The sequence below is a fragment of the Kribbella pratensis genome (genome assembly GCF_004366075.1).
GTDB classification, from domain to species: domain Bacteria; phylum Actinomycetota; class Actinomycetes; order Propionibacteriales; family Kribbellaceae; genus Kribbella; species Kribbella pratensis.
The window spans coordinates 2,174,615-2,197,209 of sequence record NZ_SODU01000001.1 but is presented as its reverse complement, the minus strand read 5'-3'; the positions used below and the strand labels follow the sequence as shown (position 1 = coordinate 2,197,209).

The window sequence follows — 22,595 nt, the reverse complement described above, 5'->3', positions numbered from 1 at the left end:
GCGCCATCAGCAAGCTGGGGGTGGGTAGCTCGCGAGCCGGGGCGGCGCCGGGGTGACCGTGGGGAGTTGGTGGGGTGTGGAGACACGCGCTGGTGACTGGGGACAGGCAATAGCAGGTTCCCACCCACCATTGCCTGTCGCACGACCCCGGATCGGGTTGACCCGCTACCGCATCGCTTTGAAGGCTTCTTCGGTCACGGGTTCTACCTGGTCGACCGTCACGCCTTCGTTGGCGGACTGGGCTATGACGGTGAGGGTGTTGGAGCCGCGGTAGCACTGGGTCGGCAGGTTGCCGGCGGCTTCGATGCAGGTGGACTTGCCGATCTTCTTGACCTTGTCCGCGCTCGCACCGGAGTCCGCGACGACCTTGTCGATGTCGACCCGGCCGCGGAGCGCGATCAGCACGTAGAACCGGTCGCCCTCGAGGCTGCCGTACGCCTCGACCATCACCTGCTTGCCGTCGTTGATCCGGCTCAACGCGTCACGGGTCTGATCGAGCTGTGCCTGGCTGCGGATCTCGGGGTCGGTGATTCGATCCAGGCCCGCGATCTTGGCGGGCGGGGTGATCGCCCGCTTGGCGTTCAGCAGGCTGAGTGGCACGAGGCCCAAGAAGTACCCGAGCACTGCCAGCACGGTCAGCACGACGACCGCACCGCCAACCGTCACCCAAGGCCCACGAACCTTGAACCGCCGCAACCCCTTCTTCTTCGGCTCCTCACCCGCGTCCGCCGACGCATCCTTCGCCGCGACAGCCGTTCCCCCGGCATCCTTCGCAGCACCCGCCCCGGCAGCACCCGCGCCGGCAGCGCTCGCCCCCGCGGCGGCCGTCCCGCCGGCGTTCTTCGTCGCCCCAGCCGCTGTCGTCGCCCCAGCCGCTGTCGTTGCCTCGGCTGCCTTCGGTTCGGCTGCCTTCGGTTCGGCAGCCTTCGGGTCGACAGCTGGGACGGGAGCCAGTTCGGTGGTGTCCGCGCCGGCGTCGTCGGTCCGGTTCTCGGGACCTGCCGGGCTGGTGGGGTCGCTCATCGATTGGCTCCTCGGACGTCAGGGTCACGGGGTGCGGCGGTCGGCTCGTCCCGATGGTTCCACATCAGGACAAACCGTAGTCGAACCGCCGAACGCACAAGTGCCCGCCTCCCCAGCGGAAGACGGGCACTTGTGTATGCCATCAGAGCGTCGCGACGACCTTCACGGCGTCGGAGTCGTCCGCGTGCCAGACGATCTCGCCGGTGATCCGCCCGGCGGCGCGCAGGTCCGGCTCGGCGCGCTCGGCGAGCGCGAGCCGCGCGGCCGGCCCGGTGACCTCGACCTTGGAGACCTCGGTCTTCATCGAGACCTTCTCCTCGGACTTCGCGCCGCGGATGCCCGCAAGGACCTCGGCGACCGCGTCCAGCACCTCGGGCTCCTGCGCCGCGACCGGCAGGTCGCCGTCCGGCGTCGGCCACTGCGAGGTGTGGATCGAACCCTCCTGCCACCACGACCAGACCTCTTCGGTCGCGAACGGCAGGTACGGCGCCAGCAGCCGGAGCTGCACCGACAACGCAACCGCGAGCGCCGCCTTCGCCGAGGCGGCGCCGGCGTCACCCTGACCGCCGTACGCGCGCTCCTTGACCAGCTCGACGTAGTCGTCGCAGAACGTCCAGAAGAACCTCTCGCTGATCTCGAGCGCGCCGGTGTAGTCGTACCGCTCGAAGGCCGCCGTGGCATCGGCGACGACCGCCCGCAGCCGCTGCAGCATCGCGAGGTCGACCGGCTCGGTGACCGCGGACGGGTCGACCGTGGTCGCCCCGAACCCGAGAACGAACTTCGACGCGTTCAGGACCTTGATCGCGAGCCGGCGCCCGACCTTCATCTGCGACTCGTCGAACGGCGAGTCCAGCCCCGGCCGAGCCATCGCGGCCCGCCAGCGCACCGCGTCCGAGCCGAACTTCTCCAGGATCTCCGACGGGACGATCGCGTTGCCCTTGGACTTCGACATCTTCTTGCGGTCCGGGTCGACGACGAACCCGGAGATCATCGACCGCGCCCACGGCAGCGAGCCGTTCTCGAAGTGCGCCCGGACGACGCGCGAGAACAGCCAGGTGCGGATGATCTCGTGCGCGTGCGTGTTCAGGTCCATCGGGAAGGTGCGGCGGAACAGGTCGTCGTCCCGCTCCCACCCGCAGACGATGTGCGGCGTCAGCGACGACGTCGCCCAGGTGTCCATCACGTCGGGGTCGGCCTCGAACCCGCCCGGCTTGCCGCGCTGCGACTCGTCGTACCCGCGCGGCGCCTGCGAGGTCGGGTCGATCGGCAGCTCGGCCTCGGACGGCATCAGCGGGTGCTCGTAGTCCGGCTCGCCGTCGTGGTTCAGCGGGTACCAGACCGGGAACGGGACGCCGAAGTACCGCTGGCGGGAGATCAGCCAGTCGCCGTTCAGGCCCTCGACCCAGTTCAGGTAGCGGTGCCGCATGTGCTCCGGGACCCAGGCGAGCTCGTTGCCGCGCTCGAGGAACTCCTGCTTGAGCCCGGCGTCGCGGCCGCCGTTGGTGATGTACCACTGCCGGGTGGAGACGATCTCGAGCGGCTTGTCGCCGTTCTCGTAGAAGTTCGCCATCCGCTCGGTCTTCTTCGGCTCGCCGTCCAGCTCGCCGGACTCCCGCAGCTTCTGGACGATCAGCTCGCGCGCACTGAAGACGGTCTTTCCGGCGAGTTCGGCGTACAGCTCCGAACCCTCGAGCCACGCCGGGGTGTCGCGCAGCAGCCGGCCGTCGCGGCCGATGACCGTGCGGACCGGGAGCTGCAGCTCGCGCCACCACTGGATGTCGGTCTGGTCGCCGAAGGTGCAGCACATCGCGATGCCGGCGCCCTTGTCCATCTCGGCGGCCTCGTGCGCCAGGACCGGGACCTCGACGCCGAACAGCGGCGACTTCACCGTCGTACCGAACAGGTGTTTGTAGCGGTCGTCGTCCGGGTGCGCGATCAGCGCGACGCAGGCCGGGATCAGCTCCGGGCGGGTGGTCTCGATGTAGATCGGGCCGTCGGCGCCGTGGAAGGAGATCCGGTGGTAGGCGCCCGGATACGGCCGGGCCTCCATCTCGGCCTGTGCGACCGCGGTCTGGAACGTGACGTCCCAGACGGTCGGCGCCTCGGCCAGGTAGGCCTCGCCGCGGGCGAAGTTGCGCAGGAACGCGCGCTGCGACGTACGCCGGGAGTCCTCGGAGATCGTGGTGTAGAGGTACGACCAGTCGACGCTCAGGCCGACCTGCCGCCACATCGCCTCGAACGCCTGCTCGTCGATGTGCGTGAGCTCACCGCACAGCTCGACGAAGTTCTGCCGGGAGATCGGGACCTGCTTCTTCGGATCCGGCTTGGCCGGCGGGGTGAAGGCCGGGTCGTACGGCAGCGAGGGGTCGCACTTGACGCCGTAGTAGTTCTGGACCCGGCGCTCGGTGGGCAGGCCGTTGTCGTCCCAGCCGATCGGGTAGAAGACCTTCTTGCCGCGCATACGCTGGTACCGCGCGACCAGGTCGGTGTGCGTGTAGCTGAAGATGTGCCCGACGTGCAGCGATCCCGAGACCGTCGGCGGCGGCGTGTCGATGGAGTAGACATCGGCGCGCTCGGCGGTGCGGTCGAAGGCGTAGGTCTGCTGCTCCTTCCATACGGCAGCCCACTTCTCCTCGAGACCGTCGAGGCTGGGCTTGTCTGGAACACGGGACGTCTGGCTCATGCGCACAATGTTAGTGGTTGTCAAGGGGTGCTCCGACCGCTTTATCCACAGCCCTCTCTAGACTTGGCTTTCTGATGAGCGACCTTTCCTTCGCCGAGGTATCGGCACGGCTCCAGCAGCGCTGGCCGGAGCACAAGATCGAGCCCACCCTGGAGCGCGTGCAGCGGCTCGTCGAGCTGCTCGGCGACCCCCAGAAGGCCTACCCGGTGGTGCACCTGACGGGGACCAACGGCAAGACGTCCACGGCCCGGATGATCGACACCCTGCTGCGCGAGGCCGGGCTGCGTACCGGCCGGTTCACCAGCCCGCACCTGGAGTCGGTCCGGGAGCGGATCACACTGGACGGCGAACCGATCAGCGAGCAGCGCTTCGTCGAGGCGTACGAGGAGATCGCGCCGTACCTCGACGTCGTCGACGCCGAGCAGGAGCACCCGCTGACGTTCTTCGAGGTGATGACCGGCATGGCGTACGCCGTGTTCGCGGACGCGCCGGTCGACGTCGCGGTGATCGAGGTCGGCCTCGGCGGGAGCTGGGACTCCACCAACGTCGCCGACGGCACGGTGTCGGTGATCACCCCGATCGCGGTCGACCACGCGCACCTGCTGGGTGCGGATCCGGTCACGATCGCGGGCGAGAAGTCCGGCATCATCAAGCCCGGCGGTACGACCGTGATGGCCCAGCAGAGCCTGGAAGTCTTCGAGGTCCTGCTCCGCAAGGCCGCCGAGGTGGGCGCGCAGGTCGCCCGCGAGGGGATCGAGTTCGGCGTCGTCAGCCGTGCGCTCGCGGTCGGCGGCCAGGTCGTCTCGATCAAGGGCCTCGGCGGCGAGTACGAGGACGTGTTCATCCCGCTGCACGGCGAGTACCAGGCACACAACGCGGCCACCGCGATCGCCGCGGTCGAGGCCCTCCTCGGCGCCAGCCCGGAGACCGAGGGCCGGGTCACCACCGAACTGCTGCAGGTCGGCTTCGAGCAGGTCACCAGCCCCGGCCGGATGGAGGTCGTCCGGCACAGCCCGACGATCGTCGTCGACGCCGCGCACAACCCGCACGGCGCCGAGGCGACCGCGGCCACGGTCTCGGAGGCGTTCCAGTTCCAGCCGCTGATCGGCGTACTGGGCTGTATGAAGGACAAGGACGTGTACGGCCTCCTCGAGGCGTACGAGCCGATCATGGAAACGGTCGTCTGCACCCGGAACAGCTTCGTCGAGCGGTCGATGCCGGCCGAGGAGCTGGGGCAACTGGCCGCCGAGGTGTTCGGCGAGGAGCGGGTCCTGGTCCGCCCGCACCTGATCGACGCGATCGACGACGCGATCCGGCTCGCCGAGGAGAACGCGGTCGCGCTCGGCAGTGGCGGCGTACTGGTCACCGGCTCGGTCATCACCGCCGGCGAGGCGCGGGCGCTGCTGGTCCGCAAGGGGAAGGGCGAGCAGTGAGGTCGCTCGCGTCGATCGTGCTCGCGTTCGAGTCGGTCGTGCTCGCGCTGGTCACGCCGGTGATGATCTCGGTGGCGGACATCCGCCCCGCGATCGCGGTCCCGGTCTGTCTCGGCCTGGCGGCGCTCGCGATCGTCTCGGCCGGGCTGCTCCGGTTCCAGGCCGGGTACGTCCTCGGTTCGGTGGTCCAGGTCGGCGCGGTCGGACTCGGCTTCGTCGTCTCCGTGATGTTCGTGCTCGGCGTCGCCTTCGCGGCCTTCTGGGTCGCCGCCATCGTGCTCGGCCGCCGCATCGAGGAAGCCAAGAAGGCGCACCAGGCACAGACCGGTTAGGCTCATCCGCCCCGGCTACTTCGAGAGAGAGTTGACAGATGTCGCAGCGCACCCTGGTCCTGCTCAAGCCCGACACGGTCCGCCGTGGCCTCGTCGGTGAGGTGCTGGGCCGGTTCGAGGCCAAAGGGCTCCGGATCGTCGCCATGGACCTGCGCACGATCGACGGCGAACTGGCCGACCAGCACTACGCCGAGCACGTCGACAAGGCCTTCTACCCGCCGCTGCGGGACTTCGTCACCAGCGGCCCGATGGTCGCGCTGGTCCTCGAGGGCGACGAGGCGATCGAGGTGGTCCGCGCCCTGAACGGCGCCACCGACGGCCGCAAGGCCGCCCCCGGCACCATCCGCGGCGACCTCTCCCTCTCCAACCGCGAAAACCTCGTCCACGGCTCCGACTCCGAGGAATCAGCCACCCGGGAAATCAAGATCTGGTTCCCCGACCTCCCCTGACCGCGTCGCGGACAGCGGGCCTTGCGGGACCTGGAGACGGCCGCCGAATCGCAGTAGTTCCAGGTCGTTGCGGACTGCAAGTGCCTGGACCGATACGATCTGTTCTGGGCGGGCGAGTCGTGTCGGTCCACGGGCTGTGCGCGGGCGGCGCTTAGCCTGGGTCGGGGTCGATTGGGAGGTGCCGCGGTGGCGAACAGCATGCTGGGCCGCGACATGGCGGTCGATCTCGGGACGGCGAACACGCTGGTGTACGTGCGTGGCCGCGGCGTCGTGCTGAACGAGCCGTCCGTGGTGGCGACCCGGACGGACGAGCCGCGCGAGGCGGTCGCGTTCGGGCACGAGGCGAAGAAGATGATCGGCCGTACGCCGGGCAACATCACCGCGATCCGGCCGCTCAAGGACGGCGTGATCGCCGACTTCGACGCCGCCGAGCAGATGCTGCGGTACTTCATCCAGCGCGTGCACCGCCGCCGGTACTTCGCGAAGCCGCGGATCGTGGTCTGCGTCCCGTCCGGGATCACCGCGGTCGAGCAGCGCGCCGTCCGCGACGCCGGGTACATGGCCGGCGCCCGCAAGGTGTACATCATCGAGGAGCCGATGGCCGCCGCGCTCGGCTCGAACCTCGAGGTCCGCGACGCCACCGGCAACATGGTCGTCGACATCGGCGGCGGTACGACGGAGGTCGCGGTCATCTCGTTCGGCGGCATCGTCACCAGCCAGTCGATCCGGGTGGCCGGCGACGCCATCGACAAGGCGATCGTGAACTACTGCAAGAAGGAGTTCTCGCTGCTGCTCGGCGAGGCCACCTCGGAGCAGATCAAGATGACGATCGGGTCGGCGTTCCCGACCACGGACGGCCCGGACAGCGAGATCCGCGGCCGGGACATGATCTCCGGGCTGCCGCGGACCGTGAAGGTGTCGTCGGCGGACATGCGGCAGGCGATCGAGGAGCCGATCACCGCGATCGTCGACGCGGTCAAGGCCACCCTGGACAAGACGCCGCCGGAGCTGGCCGGCGACATCGTCGACCGCGGCATCGTGCTGACCGGCGGCGGCGCGCTGCTGAAGGGCATGGACGAGCGGCTGCGGCACGAGACCGGCATCCCGATCCACGTCGCCGAGAACCCGCTGGACGCGGTCGTCCTGGGCGCCGGCAAGTGCGTCGACAACATCGAGACCCTCAACCGCATCCTGGTCACCGACAACCGGCGCTGAGGTAGCAGGCGATGCTCAAAGACCTCGGTACCCCGACGACCAGGAGCGCGTTCCGGTCGGCGGGGGAGACCCCGCTGCGTTCGGCCGGTACGCCGCGCGACGTGCGCCGCCGCCGTACCGTGCTCGTGCTCGTGATCCTGGCCTGTTTCACGCTGATCGTGCTCGACGCCCGCCGGTCGGCCGGATCGCCGGTCGAGCCGCTGCGGGAGGCCGCGGCCGGCGTTTTCGGCCCGCTGGAGTCCACCGCGACCTCGGCCCGGCAGCCTGTGGACAACCTCCGCGACAGATTCGCGGAAATGGACAGGTTGAAAGCAGAGAACGAAAAACTGAAGAAGGACAACGAGGACCTGACCCGGGAGCTGACCACCTCCGACTACGCCCGCAACCGGGCGCAGGAGCTGGACAAGCTGCTCAAGGTCGCCCCGGCGTTCACGATGACGCCGGCCCGGGTGATCGGGATCGGCAGTGCGCAGACGTTCAGCCACACGGTCACGATCGACGCCGGGACGGCGGACGGCGTGCACACCGACATGACCGTGCTGAACGGGACCGGTCTGGTCGGCCGGGTGGTGCGCACCACCCAGGGGACCGCGACCGTGCTGCTGATCGGCGACCGCAACTCGACCGTGGGCGGCCGGCTGAACGCGTCGATGGCGCTCGGTTTCGTCTCCGGACGCGGCGAGGTCGGCGGCACCCTCGACTACAAGCTGATCGACCCGAAGGCGCGGCCGAAGGTCGGCGACCGGATCGTCACCTGGGGCTCCAGCGGCAACGCGCCGTATGTGCCGGGCGTCCCGATCGGCGTCGTCACCTCGGTGACGGCGAACGAGGGGTCCCTCGGGTCCACCGCGACCGTCAAGCCGTACGTCGATCCGACCCGGATCGACACCGTCGGCGTGGTGACCGGACCACCTGCGCGGCCTCCGCGCCCTCAGATCACCGGAAAGGGGAACTGACGTGATTGCACTACGGATCGGGTTGGCTGCCCTGTTCCTGATGATCGCCGTCACCGTGCAGACGTCCGTGCTGACGAACATCGCGGTCGCCGGCGTGACGTGCGACCTGACGCTGATCGTGGTGATCGCGCTGGCGCTGTCCCGCGGGCCGGAGTGGGGCGCGATCGCCGGTTTCGCGGGCGGTCTGCTGCTGGACGTCGTGCCGCCGGCCGACCACACCGCCGGACGCTGGGCGTTGTCGCTGGCCATCGCCGGGTACATCGCCGGGCTGATCCGCCGCGAGACCTCCGGCAGCCCGGTCGGGCCGCTCGGCGTCGCGCTGACGGTCGTGCTCGGGACGGCGGTCTCGTTCTTCATCTACAGCGCGACCGGATCGCTGCTGCACGACCCGTCGGTCGACTGGGGTGAGTTCGGCGTCCGCCTCGGCATCGCCGCCGGGTACGACGTGGTCGGCGCGATCGTGGTGATCCCGCTGGTCATGTGGATCATGGGCCGCGTCCAGCCCGCCCGCGAACGCCGGCGAGTCGCCCCATGAGCACTCATCTGTCCTGCCACTCCCGTCGCCACGTTCTCCCGCCCGAAGGGTCGTTGCCATGAGCTGGGACGGCTTCGAGGCCCCGCTCAAGGCCCGGCTCCGGTTGTTCGTGATCGGGGTGCTGGTCTTCTCGTTGCTGTGCACGCTGTTCGGCCGCCTCTGGTACATGCAGGTGATGTCGAGCGCGGACTACAGCCAGGCGGCGACCGCGCAGCACATCCGGCAGGTGCTCGTCCCGGCCCCGCGCGGCACGATCGTCGACTCGCAGGGCCGGACCCTCGTCGGCAACCGGGTCTCGGTGGTGATCACGGTCGACCGCTCCGTGCTCGCCAAGCTCCCGGAGAGCCAGCAGAACGTCGTCCTCGCCCGTCTCGCGAAGGTGCTCGGGCAGAAGCCGAAGGACCTCAAGGCGCGCACGATGCTGTGCGGTGAGCCGGGCGCGTCCAAACCACCCGCCTGCTGGAACGGTACGCCGTACCAACCGATCCCGGTCGCGAAGGACGTCAGCGAACAGGTTGCGATCGAGGTGATGGAGCGCCGCGAGGACTTCCCGGGGATCGCCGCCGACTCGCAGACACTGCGCGCGTACCCCTCGCCGTACAAGGTGAACGCGGCACACATCCTCGGGTACCTGTCGCCGATCACCACCGAAGAGCTCGAGGACATGGACAAGGCCGGGCAGGACTCGGTCCCGCACCGCTCGGACCTGGTCGGCCGGGCGGGCGTCGAGCGGTCGTACGACAAGCTCCTGCGCGGTACGCCGGGCGAGAAGGACGTGATCGTCGACGCCGTCGGGTACACGACCGGTATCAAGAAGCAGACCGCTCCGGTCCCGGGCGCCACGCTGGTGACGACGATCGACGCGCGCATCCAGGCGTCGGTCGAGGCCCAGCTGAAGAACGCGATCATGACCGCCCGGAAGCAGTACGACAAGATCACCAAGAAGAAGTACGTCGCCGACTCCGGCGCCGCGGTCGTGATGGACACCAAGACCGGCCGGGTCGTGGCGATGGCCAGCTATCCGACGTACGACCCGGGGGTCTGGGTCGGCGGCATCACCCAGCGCGAGCTGGACGCGCTCTACTCGACCAAGTCCGGCACGCCGCTGGTGTCCCGTGCGCTGCAGGGCCAGCTGGCGCCGGGATCGACGTTCAAGCCGATCACCACGGCGGCCGCGATGGGCGCCGGGTACAGCGCGAAGACGCGGCTCGATTGCTCGTCGTACTTCGAGGTCGGCAACCGCCGGTTCAAGAACTACGAGTCGGCGTCGTACGGGATGATCGGCTTCGACCAGGCGCTGGCGCTGTCCTGCGACACGTTCTTCTACCGGATCGCGTACGCGCTCTGGCTCAAGGAGGGCGGCAACTCCAGCGACATCGGCACCCGCGACCCGCTGGTCGAGATGGCGCAGAAGTTCGGGCTCGGCAAGCCGACCGGGATCGACCTGCCCGGCGAGGTCAGCGGCCGGATCGCGGACCGCAAGTGGAAGAAGACGTACTACGACTCGCAGAAGGACTACTACTGCAAGATCGCGGCCAACCCGCCCGCCGGGACGTCGGCGTTCCTGAAGCAGTTCGCCCGCGAGTTCTGCGTCGACGGGTACAAGTACCGCGCCGGTGACGCGGTGAACTTCGCGATCGGCCAGGGCGACACCACGATCACGCCGCTGCAGCTCGCGACCGTCTACTCGGCCCTGTCGAACGGCGGCACGCTGTACGAGCCGCGGGTCGTCCAGTCCTGGGTCGGCGCGAACGGCAAGCCGCACGAGATCAAGCCGGTCGTGAAGTCGAAGCTGCCCGTCCCGCGGAACACCCTGAAGTACATCGACACCGCACTGAAGCAGACCACGGTTTCGGGTACGGCGGCGTGGAAGTTCCAGGGCTTCCCGCTCGACAAGATCCCGGTCCGCGCCAAGACCGGTACGGCCGAGGTGTACGGCAAGCAGACGACGTCGTGGCTCGCGTCGTACACCGATCGGTACGCCGTGGTGATGATGATCAGCCAGGCAGGTACCGGTTCGGGCGCCGGCGGTGACGCGGTCCGCAAGATCTACGAGACCCTGTACAACATCAAGCCCGCGCCGCCGCCCGGTCAAGGAAAGCCGGTGCAGTGAGATGGCGTTACTGACCCCGATCCGGACCCGGCCGCGGATGGACCGCCGGTCGACGGTGTGGCACGTCGACTGGATCCTGGTGTTCGGCGTCGTCGCACTGTCGTTCATCGGCGCCCTGCTGATCTGGTCCGCGACCCACAACCGCACTTCGCTGACCGAGGGCAAACCGGACGCGTTCCTGGTCCGGCACGCGCTGAACTTCGCGATCGGCCTGGTGCTGGCGATCGGCGCCGCGATCACCGACCACCGCCGGGTCCGGATCCTCGCCCCGCTGCTGTACGCCGCCTCGGTCGTCGGACTGATCCTGGTCCTGGTGCCCGGCGTCGGCTCGACGATCAACGGTTCCCGGTCGTGGATCCAGTTGCCGTTCATGTCGATCCAGCCGAGCGAGTTCGCCAAGCTCGCGGTGATCGTCGGTATGGCGTTGCTGATCGCGGAGAAGAGCGAGACCGATCGCCACGAGGACGCGCGGACCATCGACGTCGCGCAGGCGGTCGGGGTCGCCGCCGTACCGGTGGTCCTGGTGATGCTGCAGCCGGACCTCGGCACCGTGATGGTGCTCGGGTCGATCGTGTTCGGGATCATCGCGGTCTCCGGCGTACCCAAACGCTGGATGCTCGGGTTGCTCACCGCGGGCGTGCTGGTGGCGGCGATCGCGATCAAGCTGCAGGTGCTGAAGGAGTACCAGATCGCCCGCTTCACCGCGTTCATGCACCCGTCCTCGGACCCGCAGGGCATCGGGTACAACGTGAACCAGGCGCGGATCGCGATCGGGAACGGCGGGGTGTTCGGGCAGGGCCTGTTCCACGGCGGCCAGACGCAGAACGCGTTCGTCCCCGAGCAGCACACCGACTTCGTGTTCACGGTCGCGGGCGAGGAGCTCGGGCTGATCGGGGCCGGCACGATCATCGTGCTGTTCGCGATCATCCTGTTCCGCGGGCTGCGGATCGCGGTGACCGCGCGGGACGCTTTCGGCCGGCTGGTGGCGACCGGGATCGTCTGCTGGTTCGCGTTCCAGGCGTTCGAGAACATCGGGATGACGCTCGGCATCATGCCGGTCACGGGCCTGCCGCTGCCGTTCGTGTCGTACGGCGGCTCCTCGATGTTCGCGTGCCTGCTGGCAGTCGGCCTGCTGCAGAACATCCACCTCCGCTCGCACCGCTACTGACCGCTCGACTGACCCGTCAGGTACGCTGCTCCCTGCTCGGCCCCCGCCCAGAGCCTCGGAAGGCCCATGATCAGGTCAGTTTCGTTTCCGCTCACGCCCGTCCTCATGCTGTCTCTCGCCGCCTGTGGGGGAGGGGACGACAAGCAGGTCGCCGGTCCGCCGCCCAGCACGCCGGCGCCGACGTCTACCGCCACTGCCTCGACGCCGGCCGCACCTGTCACGCGGACGACCGCCGAGCTCACCAAGGCGATGCTCGAGCTCGCCGATCTGCCGAGCGGGTTCACGGAGGACAAGGAGGAGGCTGACGAGGGCTCCAAACCGTTCTCCTCGTCGAGCAGCCGGTGCAAGACGCTGGTGAAGTACCTGAACGCCACCAAGGCGCCCGGCTCGAAGGCCAGCGTGACCCGCACGTTCACCGGCGGTCAGGAGGGCCCGTACATCGACTACGGCCTCGACGCGATGGGCACCGCGGACGACGTCACCGACCTCCGCGACAAGTACGCCGAGGCCGTCGACTCATGCACCAAGCTGACCTTGAAGACCGACGGCGCCGCCAGCACGTCGATGAAGGTCGAGAAGATCACCGCCCCGCAGTACGGCTCGAAGCCCTTCGCGTTCCGCCTCACCGGCACCAGCGGCCCGAAACGCGGCCTCGAGTACGCCGCCGTCGTCACCGGCGTCGACGACGTGATCATCTCCGTCGGAGTCCTCGCCGGCCAGGGCACCGAGCTCGACCCCGCCACCGAGGCGGCCGTCACGAAGGCCCGGCACGTCCTGAAACCCGCCTGACCCGGAGAAGCTTTGCGCTGTGTGGCACGTGTTGGATGGCGGTATGAGTTCTGATCTCGAGGTGGCCATCGCTGCGGCTGCGGCTGGGGCAGCTGTGGTGCGGGGCAAGTACGGCACTGTGGTCGCGCGGCATGGCAAGTCGGCGACGGATTTTGCGACGGACGCCGATCTTGCCGCCGAGCGGGCGATCGTCGAGTTGATCCAGAGTGCTCGGCCTGGGGATGGGGTTCTCGGCGAGGAGTACGGCGCGAGCGGGGAGGCCGATGCTTCGCGGCGCTGGTTGGTCGATCCGTTGTGCGGGACGCTCAACTTCGCCGCTGGTACGCCACTGTTCTCGGTCAACGTTGCGTTGCAGGTCGACGGCAGGACAAGCGTCGCCGCGGTGGCGGACCCGGTCTCCGGTGAGATCTTCTGGACCGATAGCGAAACCGCAAGGGTCCGTCGCGACGGTTTCGATCTGCCGCTGGTGCCGTCCGCGGACTCGCTGCTGGTGGACGTCAACCTCGACCCGATCACGGACGGCGGGTTTCTCGGGTCGCGGCTGCTCGCGGATCCTGCCTTCCGGGGCGCGTTCGGTCAGCGAGTCCTGTCGACGACGTTGGCGGTCGCGTGGGTGGCGGCGGGCCGACGTACGGCGTATGTGACCGACGGCAGCCTTCGCGACAGCGTTCATTTCACTGCCGGCCTCGCGCTCTGCCGCACCGCCGGGTGCGTCGTGACCGATCTGCGTGGGGGTCCGCTCCACTCCGGTCCGGGAGTCATCGCCGCCGCCGATGAGAAGAGCCACGCGATCCTGCTCGAACTCATCACCCCGCACTTGCCCGAATAGCTGGTGAAGGGGAGCACCCCATCAGCGGCGGAGGGAGCGGCCCGATCAGCGGTGGAGCGGGCGCGCTCGGGTCGCCGGTAAAGCGGGGGCGCTCGGGTCAGCGGTAGAGGGGGAGTGCTCCGGTCAGGGAGTCGATGGAGGCGCGCGGACCGTAGAGGGCCAGGCCCAAGTACTCGATGTCCTCGGGCTTCGTGCCGGCGAGCGTCGTGGACATCTGCTCGTAGGTGCGGGCCCGCTGGGCGACCTGGTGCATGTCGTGGATCGTGACGTCGGGGCTCGCGGCAGCCTCGGCCCGGAGCGTGCTGAGGGTGTCGGCGGGGACGCGGAGGATCGGGATCGGGTATGCGCACATGCCGGTGTGGGGGACGCCGGCGGCATCGGTGGTGTCAGGTCCGACGGTGTCGTCGTGGTGCCTGCCGACGCCGACGCCGAGCAGGGCGGCGGTGTTGAGGGCGACACCGATGGGGGCTTCGGCCGCGATGATCACGACCATCTTGTTCGTCAGCACGGCGGTCACGCTAGCCCGATAGGCGGCCGATCTCGGCGTACTCCGAACATCGTTCGGCGGATCTGGGAAACTGGGTGGCATGGACGAACTTGATACGGCGCTGCTGCGGATGCTGCAGAACGACGCCCGCCGGACCAACCGGGACATGGCGGCCGAGCTGAAGATCGCGCCGTCGACGTGCCTGGAGCGGATCCGCGGGCTGCGCGATCGTGGGGTGATCAGCGGGTACCACGCGGCCGTCGACCTGAAGGCGATCGACCGGTCGACCCAGGCGATCATCTCGATCAAGCTCCGCCCGCAGGCGATGGCTGTCGCAACGGCCTTCCAGAAGTACGTGATGGACCTGCCGCAGACCTTGGACATGTTCATGGTCTCCGGCGGCTCCGACTTCCTCGCCCACGTCGCCGTCAAGGACACCGAGGCGCTCCGCGACCTGGTCCTCGCCCTCGCGAAACGCCAGGAGATCGCCGACATCCGCAGCTCGGTCGTCTTCGAACACCACCGCCGCACGACAGTGATGCCGCTACCGGACCACTGACCCCAGACGCCGAGTCAGCTCGTGGTGTGCAGTTCGACAGGTGGTGTTGGGCGGTGGGGTAGTGCACCTGAGCGTGGCGACGTCGGATGCGTACGGTGTCTCGGGGTGCTCTACCTGTCGAGAGTGCACATCATCGGGGTTGTCAGGTCGCGCTCCGCGTCCGGGCGGGCGGAGTTTCGTAAGGTGGGGGCATGCGACTGAACTACGTGGAGACAGGACCGGCCGATGCGCCCGTAGTGCTGCTCGGGTCGTCGCTCGGTGCCGATCAGGGGATGTGGGCGCCGCAGGTCGACGTACTGGCGAAGCGGTTCCGGGTGGTGGCGTTCGATCACCGGGGTCACGGCGGGTCGGAGGTCCCCGACGGGCCGTACACGATCGACGACCTGGGCGGCGACGTCGTCGAGTTGCTGGACACGCTCGAAGTCGAGCAGGCGTCGTACGTCGGGATCTCACTCGGCGGCGCGGTGGGCCTGTGGCTGGCGCAGAACGCCCCGGACCGCTTCCACCGTTTCGCGCTGCTCTGCCCGCCGTCCAACCCGGCCGAGAACCCGCAGATGTGGACCGAGCGGGCTGCCCAGGTACGGGCCGAGGGCACCCAAGCCATCGTCGACGCGACCCTGGGCCGCTGGTTCCTCCCGGAGTTCAAGGACACCGAGCCCGTACGACGGATGCTGCTGGACTGCCCCGCCGAGGGCTACGCCGCCTGCTGCGAGGCCCTCAGCACCACCAACCTCCTCCCCGGCCTGTCCACGATCACCGCCCCGGTCCTCCTGATCACGGCCGAATCCGACACGTCCGTCCCACCGGAAACCGTCGTACCACTGGCAACCCAGATCCCCGGCGCCCACCTGGAAATCATCGAAAACGCCGCCCACCTCGTCACCTACTCCCACCCCGAAGTCATCAACCCCCTCCTCCTCGCCCACCTCGGCTGAATGCGGCATCCAGCCGTCGCGGCGTTAGGCTGGTGGGTGCTCTGATCGCTGACTGGAAGTGGCTATGACTGTCGAATCGCTGTTCCCGCGCCTGGAGGCGTTGCTGCCGAGTGTGCAGAAGCCGATCCAGTACGTCGGTGGTGAGCTGAACTCGGTCAGCAAGGAGTGGGACGCCGTCAGTGTCCGGTGGGCGCTGATGTACCCGGACGCGTACGAGGTCGGGCTGCCGAACCAGGGCGTGCAGATCCTGTACGAGGTGCTGAACGAGCGCGACCACATCCTGGCCGAGCGAACCTACTCGGTCTGGCCGGACATGGAGAAGGTGATGCGGGACAACGACATCCCGCAGTTCACCCTGGACAGCCACCGGCCGGTGCGCGCGTTCGACGTCTTCGGGCTGTCGTTCTCGACCGAGCTCGGGTACACGAACATGCTGACCGCGCTCGACCTGGCCGGGATCCCGCTGCACGCGGTCGACCGCACCGACGAGGACCCGATCGTGCTGGCCGGCGGGCATGCCGCGTTCAACCCGGAGCCGATCGCGGACTTCATCGACGCCGCGGTGCTCGGTGACGGCGAGGAGATCGTCCTGGCGATCTCCGAGGTGATCCGGGAGTGGAAGGACGAGGGCCGCCCGGGCGGTCGCGACGAGGTACTGATGCGGCTGGCGAAGTCCGGCGGTGTGTACATCCCGAAGTTCTTCACCGTCGACTACCTGCCGGACGGCCGGATCCAGCGCGTCGTACCCAACCGCCAAGGCGTTCCGTTCCGTACGGCGAAGCACACGGTCATGGACCTCGACGCGTGGCCGTACCCGAAGAAGCCGCTGGTCCCGCTCGCCGAGACCGTGCACGAGCGGTACTCCGTGGAGATCTTCCGCGGCTGCACCCGGGGCTGCCGGTTCTGCCAGGCGGGCATGATCACCCGGCCGGTGCGCGAGCGCAGCATCACCACGATCGGCGACATGGTCGAGAACGGACTGAAGCAGTCCGGGTTCGAGGAGGTCGGCCTGCTCAGTCTCTCCAGCGCCGACCACAGCGAGATCGCCGACGTCGCGAAGGGCCTGGGGGACCGGTACGAGGGCAGCAATGTCTCGCTGTCGTTGCCCTCGACAAGGGTCGACGCGTTCAACATCACGCTGGCCAACGAGTTCTCCCGCAACGGCCGGCGCAGCGGTCTGACCTTCGCGCCGGAGGGCGGGTCGGACCGGATGCGCAAGGTGATCAACAAGATGGTCACCGAGGAGGACCTGATCCGCACGGTCGCGGCGGCGTACAGCCACGGCTGGCGGCAGGTGAAGCTGTACTTCATGGTCGGCCTGCCGACCGAGACCGACGAGGACGTGCTGGCGATCGCCGCCCTCGCGAAGCGGGTGATCGAGACCGGCCGCGAGGTGTCCGGCCGGCGCGACATCCGGTGCACGGTGTCGATCGGCGGATTCGTGCCGAAGCCGCACACGCCGTTCCAGTGGGCCGCCCAGCTCGGCGCGGAGGAGACGGACGCGCGGCTGGCGAAGCTCGGTGCGGCGATCCGGTCCGAGAAGGGCTACGCGAAGGCGATCGGTTTCCGGTACCACGACGGCAAGCCCGGCATCATCGAGGGACTGCTGTCCCGCGGCGACCGGCGCGTCGGCCGCGTGATCGAGGCGGTGTGGCGCGACGGCGGCCGCTTCGACGGCTGGAGCGAACACTTCTCGTACGACCGCTGGATCGAGTGCACCGCGAAGGCGCTCGCCGACGAGCCGGTCGACCTCGCCTGGTACACGACGCGCGAGCGCGAGTACGCCGAAGTACTGCCGTGGGACCACCTGGACTCGGGGCTGGACCGCGACTGGCTGTGGGAGGACTGGCAGGACTCGCTCGAGGAGGACGGCGCGATCGAGGTCGAGGACTGCCGCTGGACGCCGTGCTTCGACTGCGGCGTCTGCCCGCAGATGGGCACGGAGATCCAGATCGGCCCGACCGGCAAGAAGCTCCTGCCGCTCTCGGTCGTCTAGGTTGTCAGCGGCCTGAGCTCAGCCGGGCGACGAGCTGGTCGCGCAGCGGTTTCGGCGTGAGCTTGACCAGGTCGGCCACGGTGACTTCCTGCAAGGTCGAGCGCCACGCCTGGTGCGCGCGATCCATCACCGCCGCGACCCCGCACGGCCGGCGGCACAGCTCCGGCGGAGTGGCGGCAAGTCCCCGCTGCCGGATCTCCTGACAGGTGAACGGTGGGGCGCTGCCCTCGATCGCCTCGACGATGTCCAGTGCCGTGATCCCGGCCGGGTCGCGCGCGAGCCGGAACCCACCGGTCGGGCCGGTGGTCGCCACCAGGACGCCGGCTCGCACCAGGGCCTTGAGGTGCTTGGCGAGGTAGGCCTCGGGCAGGTCGTAGTTCTCGGCGAGCACACGGCGCGCCACTGCTGTCCCCGCGGGCGCCTGCGCGATCACCGCGACGCTGTGCAGCATCCACTCCACACCCTGGGACAGTTTCATCCCGAAACCATAGCACTTCATGGATATAGTGGATAACAAGTATCCATGATAGATATGTTGCCATGACTCGTCCTGCAACGGATCCCCAGGCCGGAAGCCGTTCGGTCCCGGCGGCTGTCCTCGTCGCGCTGCTGACGGGGACGTTCATGGCCCAGTTCGACTTCTTCGTGGTGAACGTGGCCGCGCCGTCGATCGGGCTCGATCTGCAGGCCACCGAGGCCGAGTTGGAGTTCGTGGTCGGCGGCTATGCGTTCGCCTACGCCGGCGCGCTGGTGCTGGGTGGCCGGCTCGGCGACTTGTTCGGGCACCGGAGGCTCTTCGTGAGCGGAATGATCGCGTTCGCCGCGACCTCGGTGCTGTGCGGCCTCGCGGTCAACTCGGGGCAGTTGATCGGCGCGCGGCTCGGTCAGGGACTCTCGGCAGCCCTCATGCTCCCGCAGGTGCTGGCGCTGATCTCGTCCGGCTCGTCCGGTCACGGACGCGCCCGGGCGATGGCTTGGTACGGCGTAGCCGGCGGAGTCGGCTCGATCGCGGGACAGGTGCTCGGTGGTCTGCTCGTCACTGTGGATCTGGCCGGCCTCGGCTGGCGCCTGATCTTCTTGATCAACGCGCCGATCGGTGTGATCGGTGCGCTCTTCGCCCAGCGAGTCCTGCCGGGCCAGGAGCCCAGCCGGAGCAAGGGTGCCAAGCTCGATCCGCTCGGCGCCTTGGGCTTCGCGGTCGGGCTCGGTCTGCTGCTGGTGCCGCTGACCGTCGGTCGAACCGCCGGTTGGCCCCTGTGGGTGTGGATCCCGCTGGCGGCCTCGGTGCCCGCTCTGGCGGCGACTCTGCGGTGGCAGCAGGCTCTGCACCGGCGCGGCGGTCAGCCGCAGTTGGAGCTTTCACTGTTCCGCGCCGCGTCGTTCCGCTCGGGGATCCTGTCGAACCTTGCCTTCATGCTGTACTTCCCCAGCTACATGTTCACGCTGGCGCTGCTTCTGCAGGGTGGTCTCGGCCTCGGGGCGTTCGCGGCCGGGCTCGTCTTCGTGCCGGCCGGTGTGACGTTCTCGGTGAGCGCGTTGCTCGCGCCACGCCTCGCTGCCCGGTACGGATCGTCCGTCCTGGCCGGCGGCTGCCTGCTGGCCGCCGCCGGCCTGGCCGCGCTGGCCGTGGTGACCGCGACCGGCGGCGCCGAGGCGTCGGTCGCGGTCATCGTTCTGATCACCGCTGCGATCAGCTTCGGCAACGGGTTGATCCTTCCCTCGCTGATCGGCGCCGCCCTGCTGGACGTGCCGCCGCACCACGCAGGAGCCGCGGCGGGCGCGCTCACGACGACCCAGCAGTTCGGCAGTGCGGCAGGTGTGGCGTTGGTCGGGACCATCTACTTCGCCGCAGCCGAGCATGGCGCCGGGATCGGCATGGCATGGGCGTGCGCGGTGAACGCCGTACTGGTCCTGTCCGTTGCTGCCGCCGTCCGCTACGGGATCGTCGTCCACCGGCGAACCGCCGTCCACCAGCGGAGTCAGTTGCAGTAGTACGCCGGGGTTGGGGTCGTCTCGGTCTGGTCCTGCCAGTGGGCCACGCCGACGTAGTAGCCGCAGCCGGTGCCTTCGTCGAACCAGGCGCCGCCGCCGGAGTACGCGTACGTCTCCGCGACCGTGGTGAACGGTCCGCTCGCGCTGGCGCCCTTCTGCAGCTCGACGCGCACCTCGGTCACGCTGTTGGAGCAGCCCTCCAGGCCCACGGCGACGTACAGCATCAACGCCGAGTACCCGACCGACTTCGCCGTCACCAGATCGCAGGCCGAGGTCGAAGCCTGGGCCGGCGCCGCGACCGTCAGACCTGCCGCAGCCGCCGCAACGGCCGCGACCGTCGTTACGAGTTTCCGCATCTGACCACCCTCCAGTTGGAAACCTACAGAGGGTCAGCAGATTAGGTCACTCAGTTACGAGACGTCGAGACTTTCGGCGCGGCGGAAAGAAGCAAGTCGGTGAGCAAGAGCTCGTCAGCGCTGCCCAGAACCAGGTCGGCCTCGGCCACCGCGTCGGCCGTGACGAACGGATTGGGTACGGCGACGGCGTACATGTCGGCCGCCTGCGCCGCAGCCACCCCGTGCGCCGTGTCCTCGACAGCGATCGCCGATGAGCCCGGTACGCCGAGACGCTGCAGCGCCAGCTCGTAGATCGCCGGATCGGGTTTGTGCGTCTCGACCTCGTCGCCGGTGACGATGTGGTCGAAAAGATCGACCGCACCGACCCGCTCCAGGTGGCCGACCACCCACTTGCGTGGCGAGCTGCTGGCGATCGCCACCCGAAGGCCCAGCTCCCGCGCCGTCGCGATCCAGGCCCGGATCCCCGGCCGGAAGTCGAGCTCGGCGTGCAGCCGCTCCCGGTGCGCGAGGCGGCGAGCGTGACTCGCCGTCCGGTCGAAGTCGGTGCCGACGGCCGCCGCGAGGATCGCGTACCGGTCCTCGGTGATGTCACCGCCGTGGCCGGGCCAGAAGCTGTCCAGCTCGAGTTCGAGACCGTGGTGCGCCCACTCGGCCCGCCAGCTCTCGACCATCGTGGTCTCGGTGTCCATCAGCAGGCCGTCGAAGTCGAACACGATCGCCTGCACCTCGACCGGCACGAGCCGCGTGGCGAGCCGGTGGATCTGGGCCGCGCTCAACCCCAGCCAGGACAGGTACGCACGCACGCCGCCGAGCTCGTCGAGGTGCTCGAGTGACCCGAGGATCGTCTCCGGAAGGGTCCGGGTGAACTCCGGTCCGTCCTGGATCCCGAGGTGCACCTCGCTGATCGCGTAGTCGGCCGCGATCTGTTCCCGCGGTACGCCGGCCAGGTCGAGCAGCACCGCGATCGTCAGGCCGGTCCGGTCCTTGCCCGCCTTGCAGTGCACCACGACCGGCCGATCCGCCGGCGCGTCCGCGATCGCGGCGAAGATCCGGCCGATGTGGGCCGCGTTGCGCGTAAGACTGTTGCGGTAGACATCGACCAGCCGCGGCTCCGCATCCGCATCACGCAGCCGCTCGGCCTCCGGGTCGATCCACGGGATCCGCTGGTACGCCGGTGTGCCCTCGAGCGGATGTGGTTGCTTGATCTCCCAGTCGGACCGCAGATCGAGAACGAGTCCCGCGTCGAGCGCCTCGAAAGCGGCCAGGTCCGCGGCGTCGAGGGAATCGCTGCGGACGACGGCCCGCGGCCGGGTCTGGACGCCGTACCGCGTCGGAAGTCCGCCAACGTCACGCGCATTCGGGCTCCACATACCTGACAGCTTAGAGGGTGTCTGAGGACCCTGCGCCTACTGCGCGGGGTCCTCAGACACCCTCATACCGTGCCCAGCGCCTCGAAATCGTGCCAAGAACCGTCGAAAGCCTTGTGGAGCAAGGCGGAATCCGTGCTGACCGCGAAGACGTCGATCCGGCCCGGGCCCCAGGAGACCACGGAGCCGGTGGGGCGTGGGCGCACGGTCGCGGGCTCCAGCCAGCCGGCGAGGGCGGCGATGTTCATCCGCAGGATCTCTGTGGCGAACGACCAGTCGATGAAGTTCAGTGTGTCGTTGGCGGAGTGGATGTGACCGTTCGCGCTGTCCGCACCCTCGATCGTCAGCACCGCGGGCATCCCCGCGTCGATGAATGGAACGTGATCGCTCGCGAACGGGTTGAGCGAGGTCTGCACCTTCAAACTTGTGTACGTCGCGGCGGCGGTCGCCAGCGCACTGATCTGAGCGGCCGATACCTGTGCGCCCTCGAGGAGAACGGTCGGTGTAGCGGAGTTCTTGGTCGCGATCATGTCCATGTTGAGTACGGCGCGGACGCGGGATCGCTCGGCCGGCGGCAGCGTGGCGACGTACTGCTTGCTGCCGAACAGGCCCTCCTCCTCGCCGCCGAACAGGATCAGGCGAATGTCGTGTTTCCACAATCGGATTGCCAACAATCGACCGAGCTCCAGCACCCCGGCCGATCCGCTGCCGTTGTCGTCGGCTCCCGGTGCCGCTGCGGCCGGGCCGCCCGCCAGGTTGATCGAGTCCAGGTGGGCGGTGACGATCACCAGTCCACGGCCGGATCCGATACCGGCCCGGTCGCCGATCAGATTCGCGGAGCGGCCGGCGCCCACAGTGACCGGCGTCCGGACCGTTTGGTAGCCGAGGGCAACCATTCGGTCGGCGGCGAAGTCCATCGCCTGCGTGAACGTCGCACTCAGCGAATGCCTGGTCGGCAGGCTCGCCAGCCAGGTCAGGTCGCTCCGGTACGACGTCGTGGACACGTCGGCGACGAGTTGCGCGACGGCCGGGTCAGCGCGCGCCGGTACGACGGGAGGGGTGTCGATGACCGTCGTACCGGCTCGCAGGGGCTCGATTCGCCAGCAGTGGTTGGACCGTCGACGGGGCTTGTCGGCGGCCGAGATCACCAGGTGCCGGCCGTGATCGAGCAGGGGGGAAACGTCGGGGTACTCGTCCTGGAAGCTGCGGCCCACCTGGGTGACGAGCAGCAGTCCGGGAGCGGTTCGGGAGGCCCGGCCGAGGCGTTGGTCAGCCGGGACCCAGAGGAGGGTCTGCTCCCCGAACCGTGCCGACTGCGCGCCGTCGGCCGCATCCGCAGTCGGTACGACCAGATAGCGCACGGGTCGTGTGGTCATGG

21 protein-coding genes are annotated in these 22,595 nt (G+C 68.9%); 14 read left to right on the top strand and 7 right to left on the bottom strand.

Annotated features, from left to right (window positions below; all coding sequences use genetic code 11):
* Positions 1–165: 165 nt before the first annotated feature.
* Together EV137_RS41375 and valS are read right to left on the bottom strand one after the other, a co-directional pair.
* Positions 166–1,023, bottom strand: coding sequence for a hypothetical protein (locus EV137_RS41375; RefSeq protein WP_238175210.1), 858 nt, complete (start codon positions 1,021–1,023; stop codon positions 166–168).
* A gap of 142 nt (positions 1,024–1,165) precedes the next feature.
* On the bottom strand, positions 1,166–3,706 hold the full coding sequence (gene valS, locus EV137_RS10405; protein WP_134128128.1) for a valine--tRNA ligase: 2,541 nt from the start codon (positions 3,704–3,706) through the stop codon (positions 1,166–1,168).
* 74 nt (positions 3,707–3,780) lie between these two features.
* Here valS and EV137_RS10400 point away from each other — a divergent pair, with 74 nt between their 5' ends.
* The 10 genes from EV137_RS10400 to EV137_RS10355 all read left to right on the top strand — a co-directional run bounded on the left by EV137_RS10400 (position 3,781) and on the right by EV137_RS10355 (position 13,525).
* Positions 3,781–5,139 carry a bifunctional folylpolyglutamate synthase/dihydrofolate synthase gene (locus EV137_RS10400; protein WP_134128126.1) on the top strand — a complete coding sequence of 453 codons (1,359 nt, stop codon included), beginning with the start codon at positions 3,781–3,783 and terminating at the stop codon, positions 5,137–5,139.
* On the top strand, positions 5,136–5,471 hold the full coding sequence (locus EV137_RS10395) for a DUF4233 domain-containing protein (RefSeq protein WP_134000510.1): 336 nt from the start codon (positions 5,136–5,138) through the stop codon (positions 5,469–5,471). Before EV137_RS10400 ends, EV137_RS10395 begins: the two co-directional genes overlap by 4 nt.
* Before the next feature lie 38 nt (positions 5,472–5,509).
* Positions 5,510–5,920, top strand: a complete 411-nt coding sequence (ndk, locus tag EV137_RS10390) for a nucleoside-diphosphate kinase (RefSeq protein ID WP_131343263.1) — start codon at positions 5,510–5,512, stop codon at positions 5,918–5,920.
* Positions 5,921–6,106: 186 nt separating this feature from the next.
* Entirely contained in the window at positions 6,107–7,135 is a 1,029-nt protein-coding gene (locus EV137_RS10385; protein WP_272949009.1) for a rod shape-determining protein, read from the top strand.
* An 11-nt stretch (positions 7,136–7,146) separates the two neighbouring features.
* A complete protein-coding gene (mreC, locus tag EV137_RS10380) occupies positions 7,147–8,091 on the top strand; it encodes a rod shape-determining protein MreC (RefSeq protein ID WP_134128124.1) in 945 nt (314 codons plus the stop codon).
* Position 8,092: 1 nt separating this feature from the next.
* Positions 8,093–8,626 carry a rod shape-determining protein MreD gene (gene mreD / locus EV137_RS10375; RefSeq protein WP_134128121.1) on the top strand — a complete coding sequence of 178 codons (534 nt, stop codon included), beginning with the start codon at positions 8,093–8,095 and terminating at the stop codon, positions 8,624–8,626.
* 58 nt (positions 8,627–8,684) lie between these two features.
* Entirely contained in the window at positions 8,685–10,739 is a 2,055-nt protein-coding gene (mrdA, locus tag EV137_RS10370) for a penicillin-binding protein 2 (RefSeq protein WP_134128119.1), read from the top strand.
* A 1-nt stretch (position 10,740) separates the two neighbouring features.
* Positions 10,741–11,907 carry a rod shape-determining protein RodA gene (rodA, locus tag EV137_RS10365; protein WP_134128117.1) on the top strand — a complete coding sequence of 389 codons (1,167 nt, stop codon included), beginning with the start codon at positions 10,741–10,743 and terminating at the stop codon, positions 11,905–11,907.
* 66 nt (positions 11,908–11,973) lie between these two features.
* Entirely contained in the window at positions 11,974–12,696 is a 723-nt protein-coding gene (locus EV137_RS10360; RefSeq protein ID WP_134128115.1) for a hypothetical protein, read from the top strand.
* 43 nt (positions 12,697–12,739) lie between these two features.
* A complete protein-coding gene (locus EV137_RS10355) occupies positions 12,740–13,525 on the top strand; it encodes an inositol monophosphatase family protein (RefSeq protein WP_134128112.1) in 786 nt (261 codons plus the stop codon).
* Between the two features lie 97 nt (positions 13,526–13,622).
* On the opposite strand, the gene EV137_RS10350 is transcribed toward EV137_RS10355, so the two are convergent.
* Positions 13,623–14,033, bottom strand: coding sequence for a DUF2000 domain-containing protein (locus EV137_RS10350; protein WP_166679817.1), 411 nt, complete (start codon positions 14,031–14,033; stop codon positions 13,623–13,625).
* Between the two features lie 79 nt (positions 14,034–14,112).
* Between EV137_RS10350 and EV137_RS10345 the strand changes: the two genes are divergently transcribed.
* The 3 genes from EV137_RS10345 to EV137_RS10335 all read left to right on the top strand — a co-directional run bounded on the left by EV137_RS10345 (position 14,113) and on the right by EV137_RS10335 (position 17,502).
* Positions 14,113–14,571, top strand: a complete 459-nt coding sequence (locus EV137_RS10345) for an Lrp/AsnC family transcriptional regulator (RefSeq protein ID WP_134000494.1) — start codon at positions 14,113–14,115, stop codon at positions 14,569–14,571.
* 191 nt (positions 14,572–14,762) lie between these two features.
* Complete coding sequence (pcaD, locus tag EV137_RS10340; protein ID WP_134000491.1) at positions 14,763–15,506, top strand: 3-oxoadipate enol-lactonase; 744 nt, start codon at positions 14,763–14,765, stop codon at positions 15,504–15,506.
* A 64-nt stretch (positions 15,507–15,570) separates the two neighbouring features.
* Positions 15,571–17,502, top strand: coding sequence for a TIGR03960 family B12-binding radical SAM protein (locus tag EV137_RS10335; RefSeq protein WP_134000489.1), 1,932 nt, complete (start codon positions 15,571–15,573; stop codon positions 17,500–17,502).
* A gap of 4 nt (positions 17,503–17,506) precedes the next feature.
* Here EV137_RS10335 and EV137_RS10330 read toward each other — a convergent pair whose 3' ends face one another.
* Positions 17,507–17,980: an RrF2 family transcriptional regulator gene (locus tag EV137_RS10330; protein ID WP_134128108.1), complete on the bottom strand. Its 474-nt coding sequence runs from the start codon at positions 17,978–17,980 to the stop codon at positions 17,507–17,509.
* Between the two features lie 62 nt (positions 17,981–18,042).
* Here EV137_RS10330 and EV137_RS10325 point away from each other — a divergent pair, with 62 nt between their 5' ends.
* Positions 18,043–19,494: an MFS transporter gene (locus EV137_RS10325; protein ID WP_134128106.1), complete on the top strand. Its 1,452-nt coding sequence runs from the start codon at positions 18,043–18,045 to the stop codon at positions 19,492–19,494.
* On the opposite strand, the gene EV137_RS10320 is transcribed toward EV137_RS10325, so the two are convergent.
* The 3 genes from EV137_RS10320 to EV137_RS41020 form a co-directional block, all read right to left on the bottom strand.
* On the bottom strand, positions 19,482–19,850 hold the full coding sequence (locus EV137_RS10320; RefSeq protein ID WP_134128104.1) for a hypothetical protein: 369 nt from the start codon (positions 19,848–19,850) through the stop codon (positions 19,482–19,484). The two genes, EV137_RS10325 and EV137_RS10320, sit on opposite strands and share 13 nt — an antisense overlap.
* Before the next feature lie 50 nt (positions 19,851–19,900).
* Positions 19,901–21,220 carry an HAD-IA family hydrolase gene (locus EV137_RS10315; protein WP_134128102.1) on the bottom strand — a complete coding sequence of 440 codons (1,320 nt, stop codon included), beginning with the start codon at positions 21,218–21,220 and terminating at the stop codon, positions 19,901–19,903.
* Between the two features lie 62 nt (positions 21,221–21,282).
* Positions 21,283–22,593 carry a M28 family metallopeptidase gene (locus EV137_RS41020; RefSeq protein ID WP_202870872.1) on the bottom strand — a complete coding sequence of 437 codons (1,311 nt, stop codon included), beginning with the start codon at positions 22,591–22,593 and terminating at the stop codon, positions 21,283–21,285.
* Between the last annotated feature and the right edge of the window lie 2 nt (positions 22,594–22,595).

Bases quoted from the DNA above. Each gene is read 5' to 3' on its own strand.
- EV137_RS10325 (WP_134128106.1), top strand. From the start codon at position 18,043: ATGACTCGTCCTGCAACGGATCCCCAGGCCGGAAGCCGTTCGGTCCCG.
- EV137_RS10335 (WP_134000489.1), top strand. From the start codon at position 15,571: ATGACTGTCGAATCGCTGTTCCCGCGCCTGGAGGCGTTGCTGCCGAGT.
- EV137_RS41020 (WP_202870872.1), bottom strand. From the start codon at position 22,593: ATGACCACACGACCCGTGCGCTATCTGGTCGTACCGACTGCGGATGCG.
- rodA (WP_134128117.1), top strand. From the start codon at position 10,741: ATGGCGTTACTGACCCCGATCCGGACCCGGCCGCGGATGGACCGCCGG.
- EV137_RS10400 (WP_134128126.1), top strand. From the start codon at position 3,781: ATGAGCGACCTTTCCTTCGCCGAGGTATCGGCACGGCTCCAGCAGCGC.
- EV137_RS41375 (WP_238175210.1), bottom strand. From the start codon at position 1,023: ATGAGCGACCCCACCAGCCCGGCAGGTCCCGAGAACCGGACCGACGAC.
- pcaD (WP_134000491.1), top strand. From the start codon at position 14,763: ATGCGACTGAACTACGTGGAGACAGGACCGGCCGATGCGCCCGTAGTG.
- valS (WP_134128128.1), bottom strand. From the start codon at position 3,706: ATGAGCCAGACGTCCCGTGTTCCAGACAAGCCCAGCCTCGACGGTCTC.
- EV137_RS10330 (WP_134128108.1), bottom strand. From the start codon at position 17,980: ATGAAACTGTCCCAGGGTGTGGAGTGGATGCTGCACAGCGTCGCGGTG.
- ndk (WP_131343263.1), top strand. From the start codon at position 5,510: ATGTCGCAGCGCACCCTGGTCCTGCTCAAGCCCGACACGGTCCGCCGT.
- EV137_RS10315 (WP_134128102.1), bottom strand. From the start codon at position 21,220: ATGTGGAGCCCGAATGCGCGTGACGTTGGCGGACTTCCGACGCGGTAC.
- mreC (WP_134128124.1), top strand. From the start codon at position 7,147: ATGCTCAAAGACCTCGGTACCCCGACGACCAGGAGCGCGTTCCGGTCG.
- EV137_RS10360 (WP_134128115.1), top strand. From the start codon at position 11,974: ATGATCAGGTCAGTTTCGTTTCCGCTCACGCCCGTCCTCATGCTGTCT.
- EV137_RS10355 (WP_134128112.1), top strand. From the start codon at position 12,740: ATGAGTTCTGATCTCGAGGTGGCCATCGCTGCGGCTGCGGCTGGGGCA.
- EV137_RS10320 (WP_134128104.1), bottom strand. From the start codon at position 19,850: ATGCGGAAACTCGTAACGACGGTCGCGGCCGTTGCGGCGGCTGCGGCA.
- EV137_RS10345 (WP_134000494.1), top strand. From the start codon at position 14,113: ATGGACGAACTTGATACGGCGCTGCTGCGGATGCTGCAGAACGACGCC.
- mrdA (WP_134128119.1), top strand. From the start codon at position 8,685: ATGAGCTGGGACGGCTTCGAGGCCCCGCTCAAGGCCCGGCTCCGGTTG.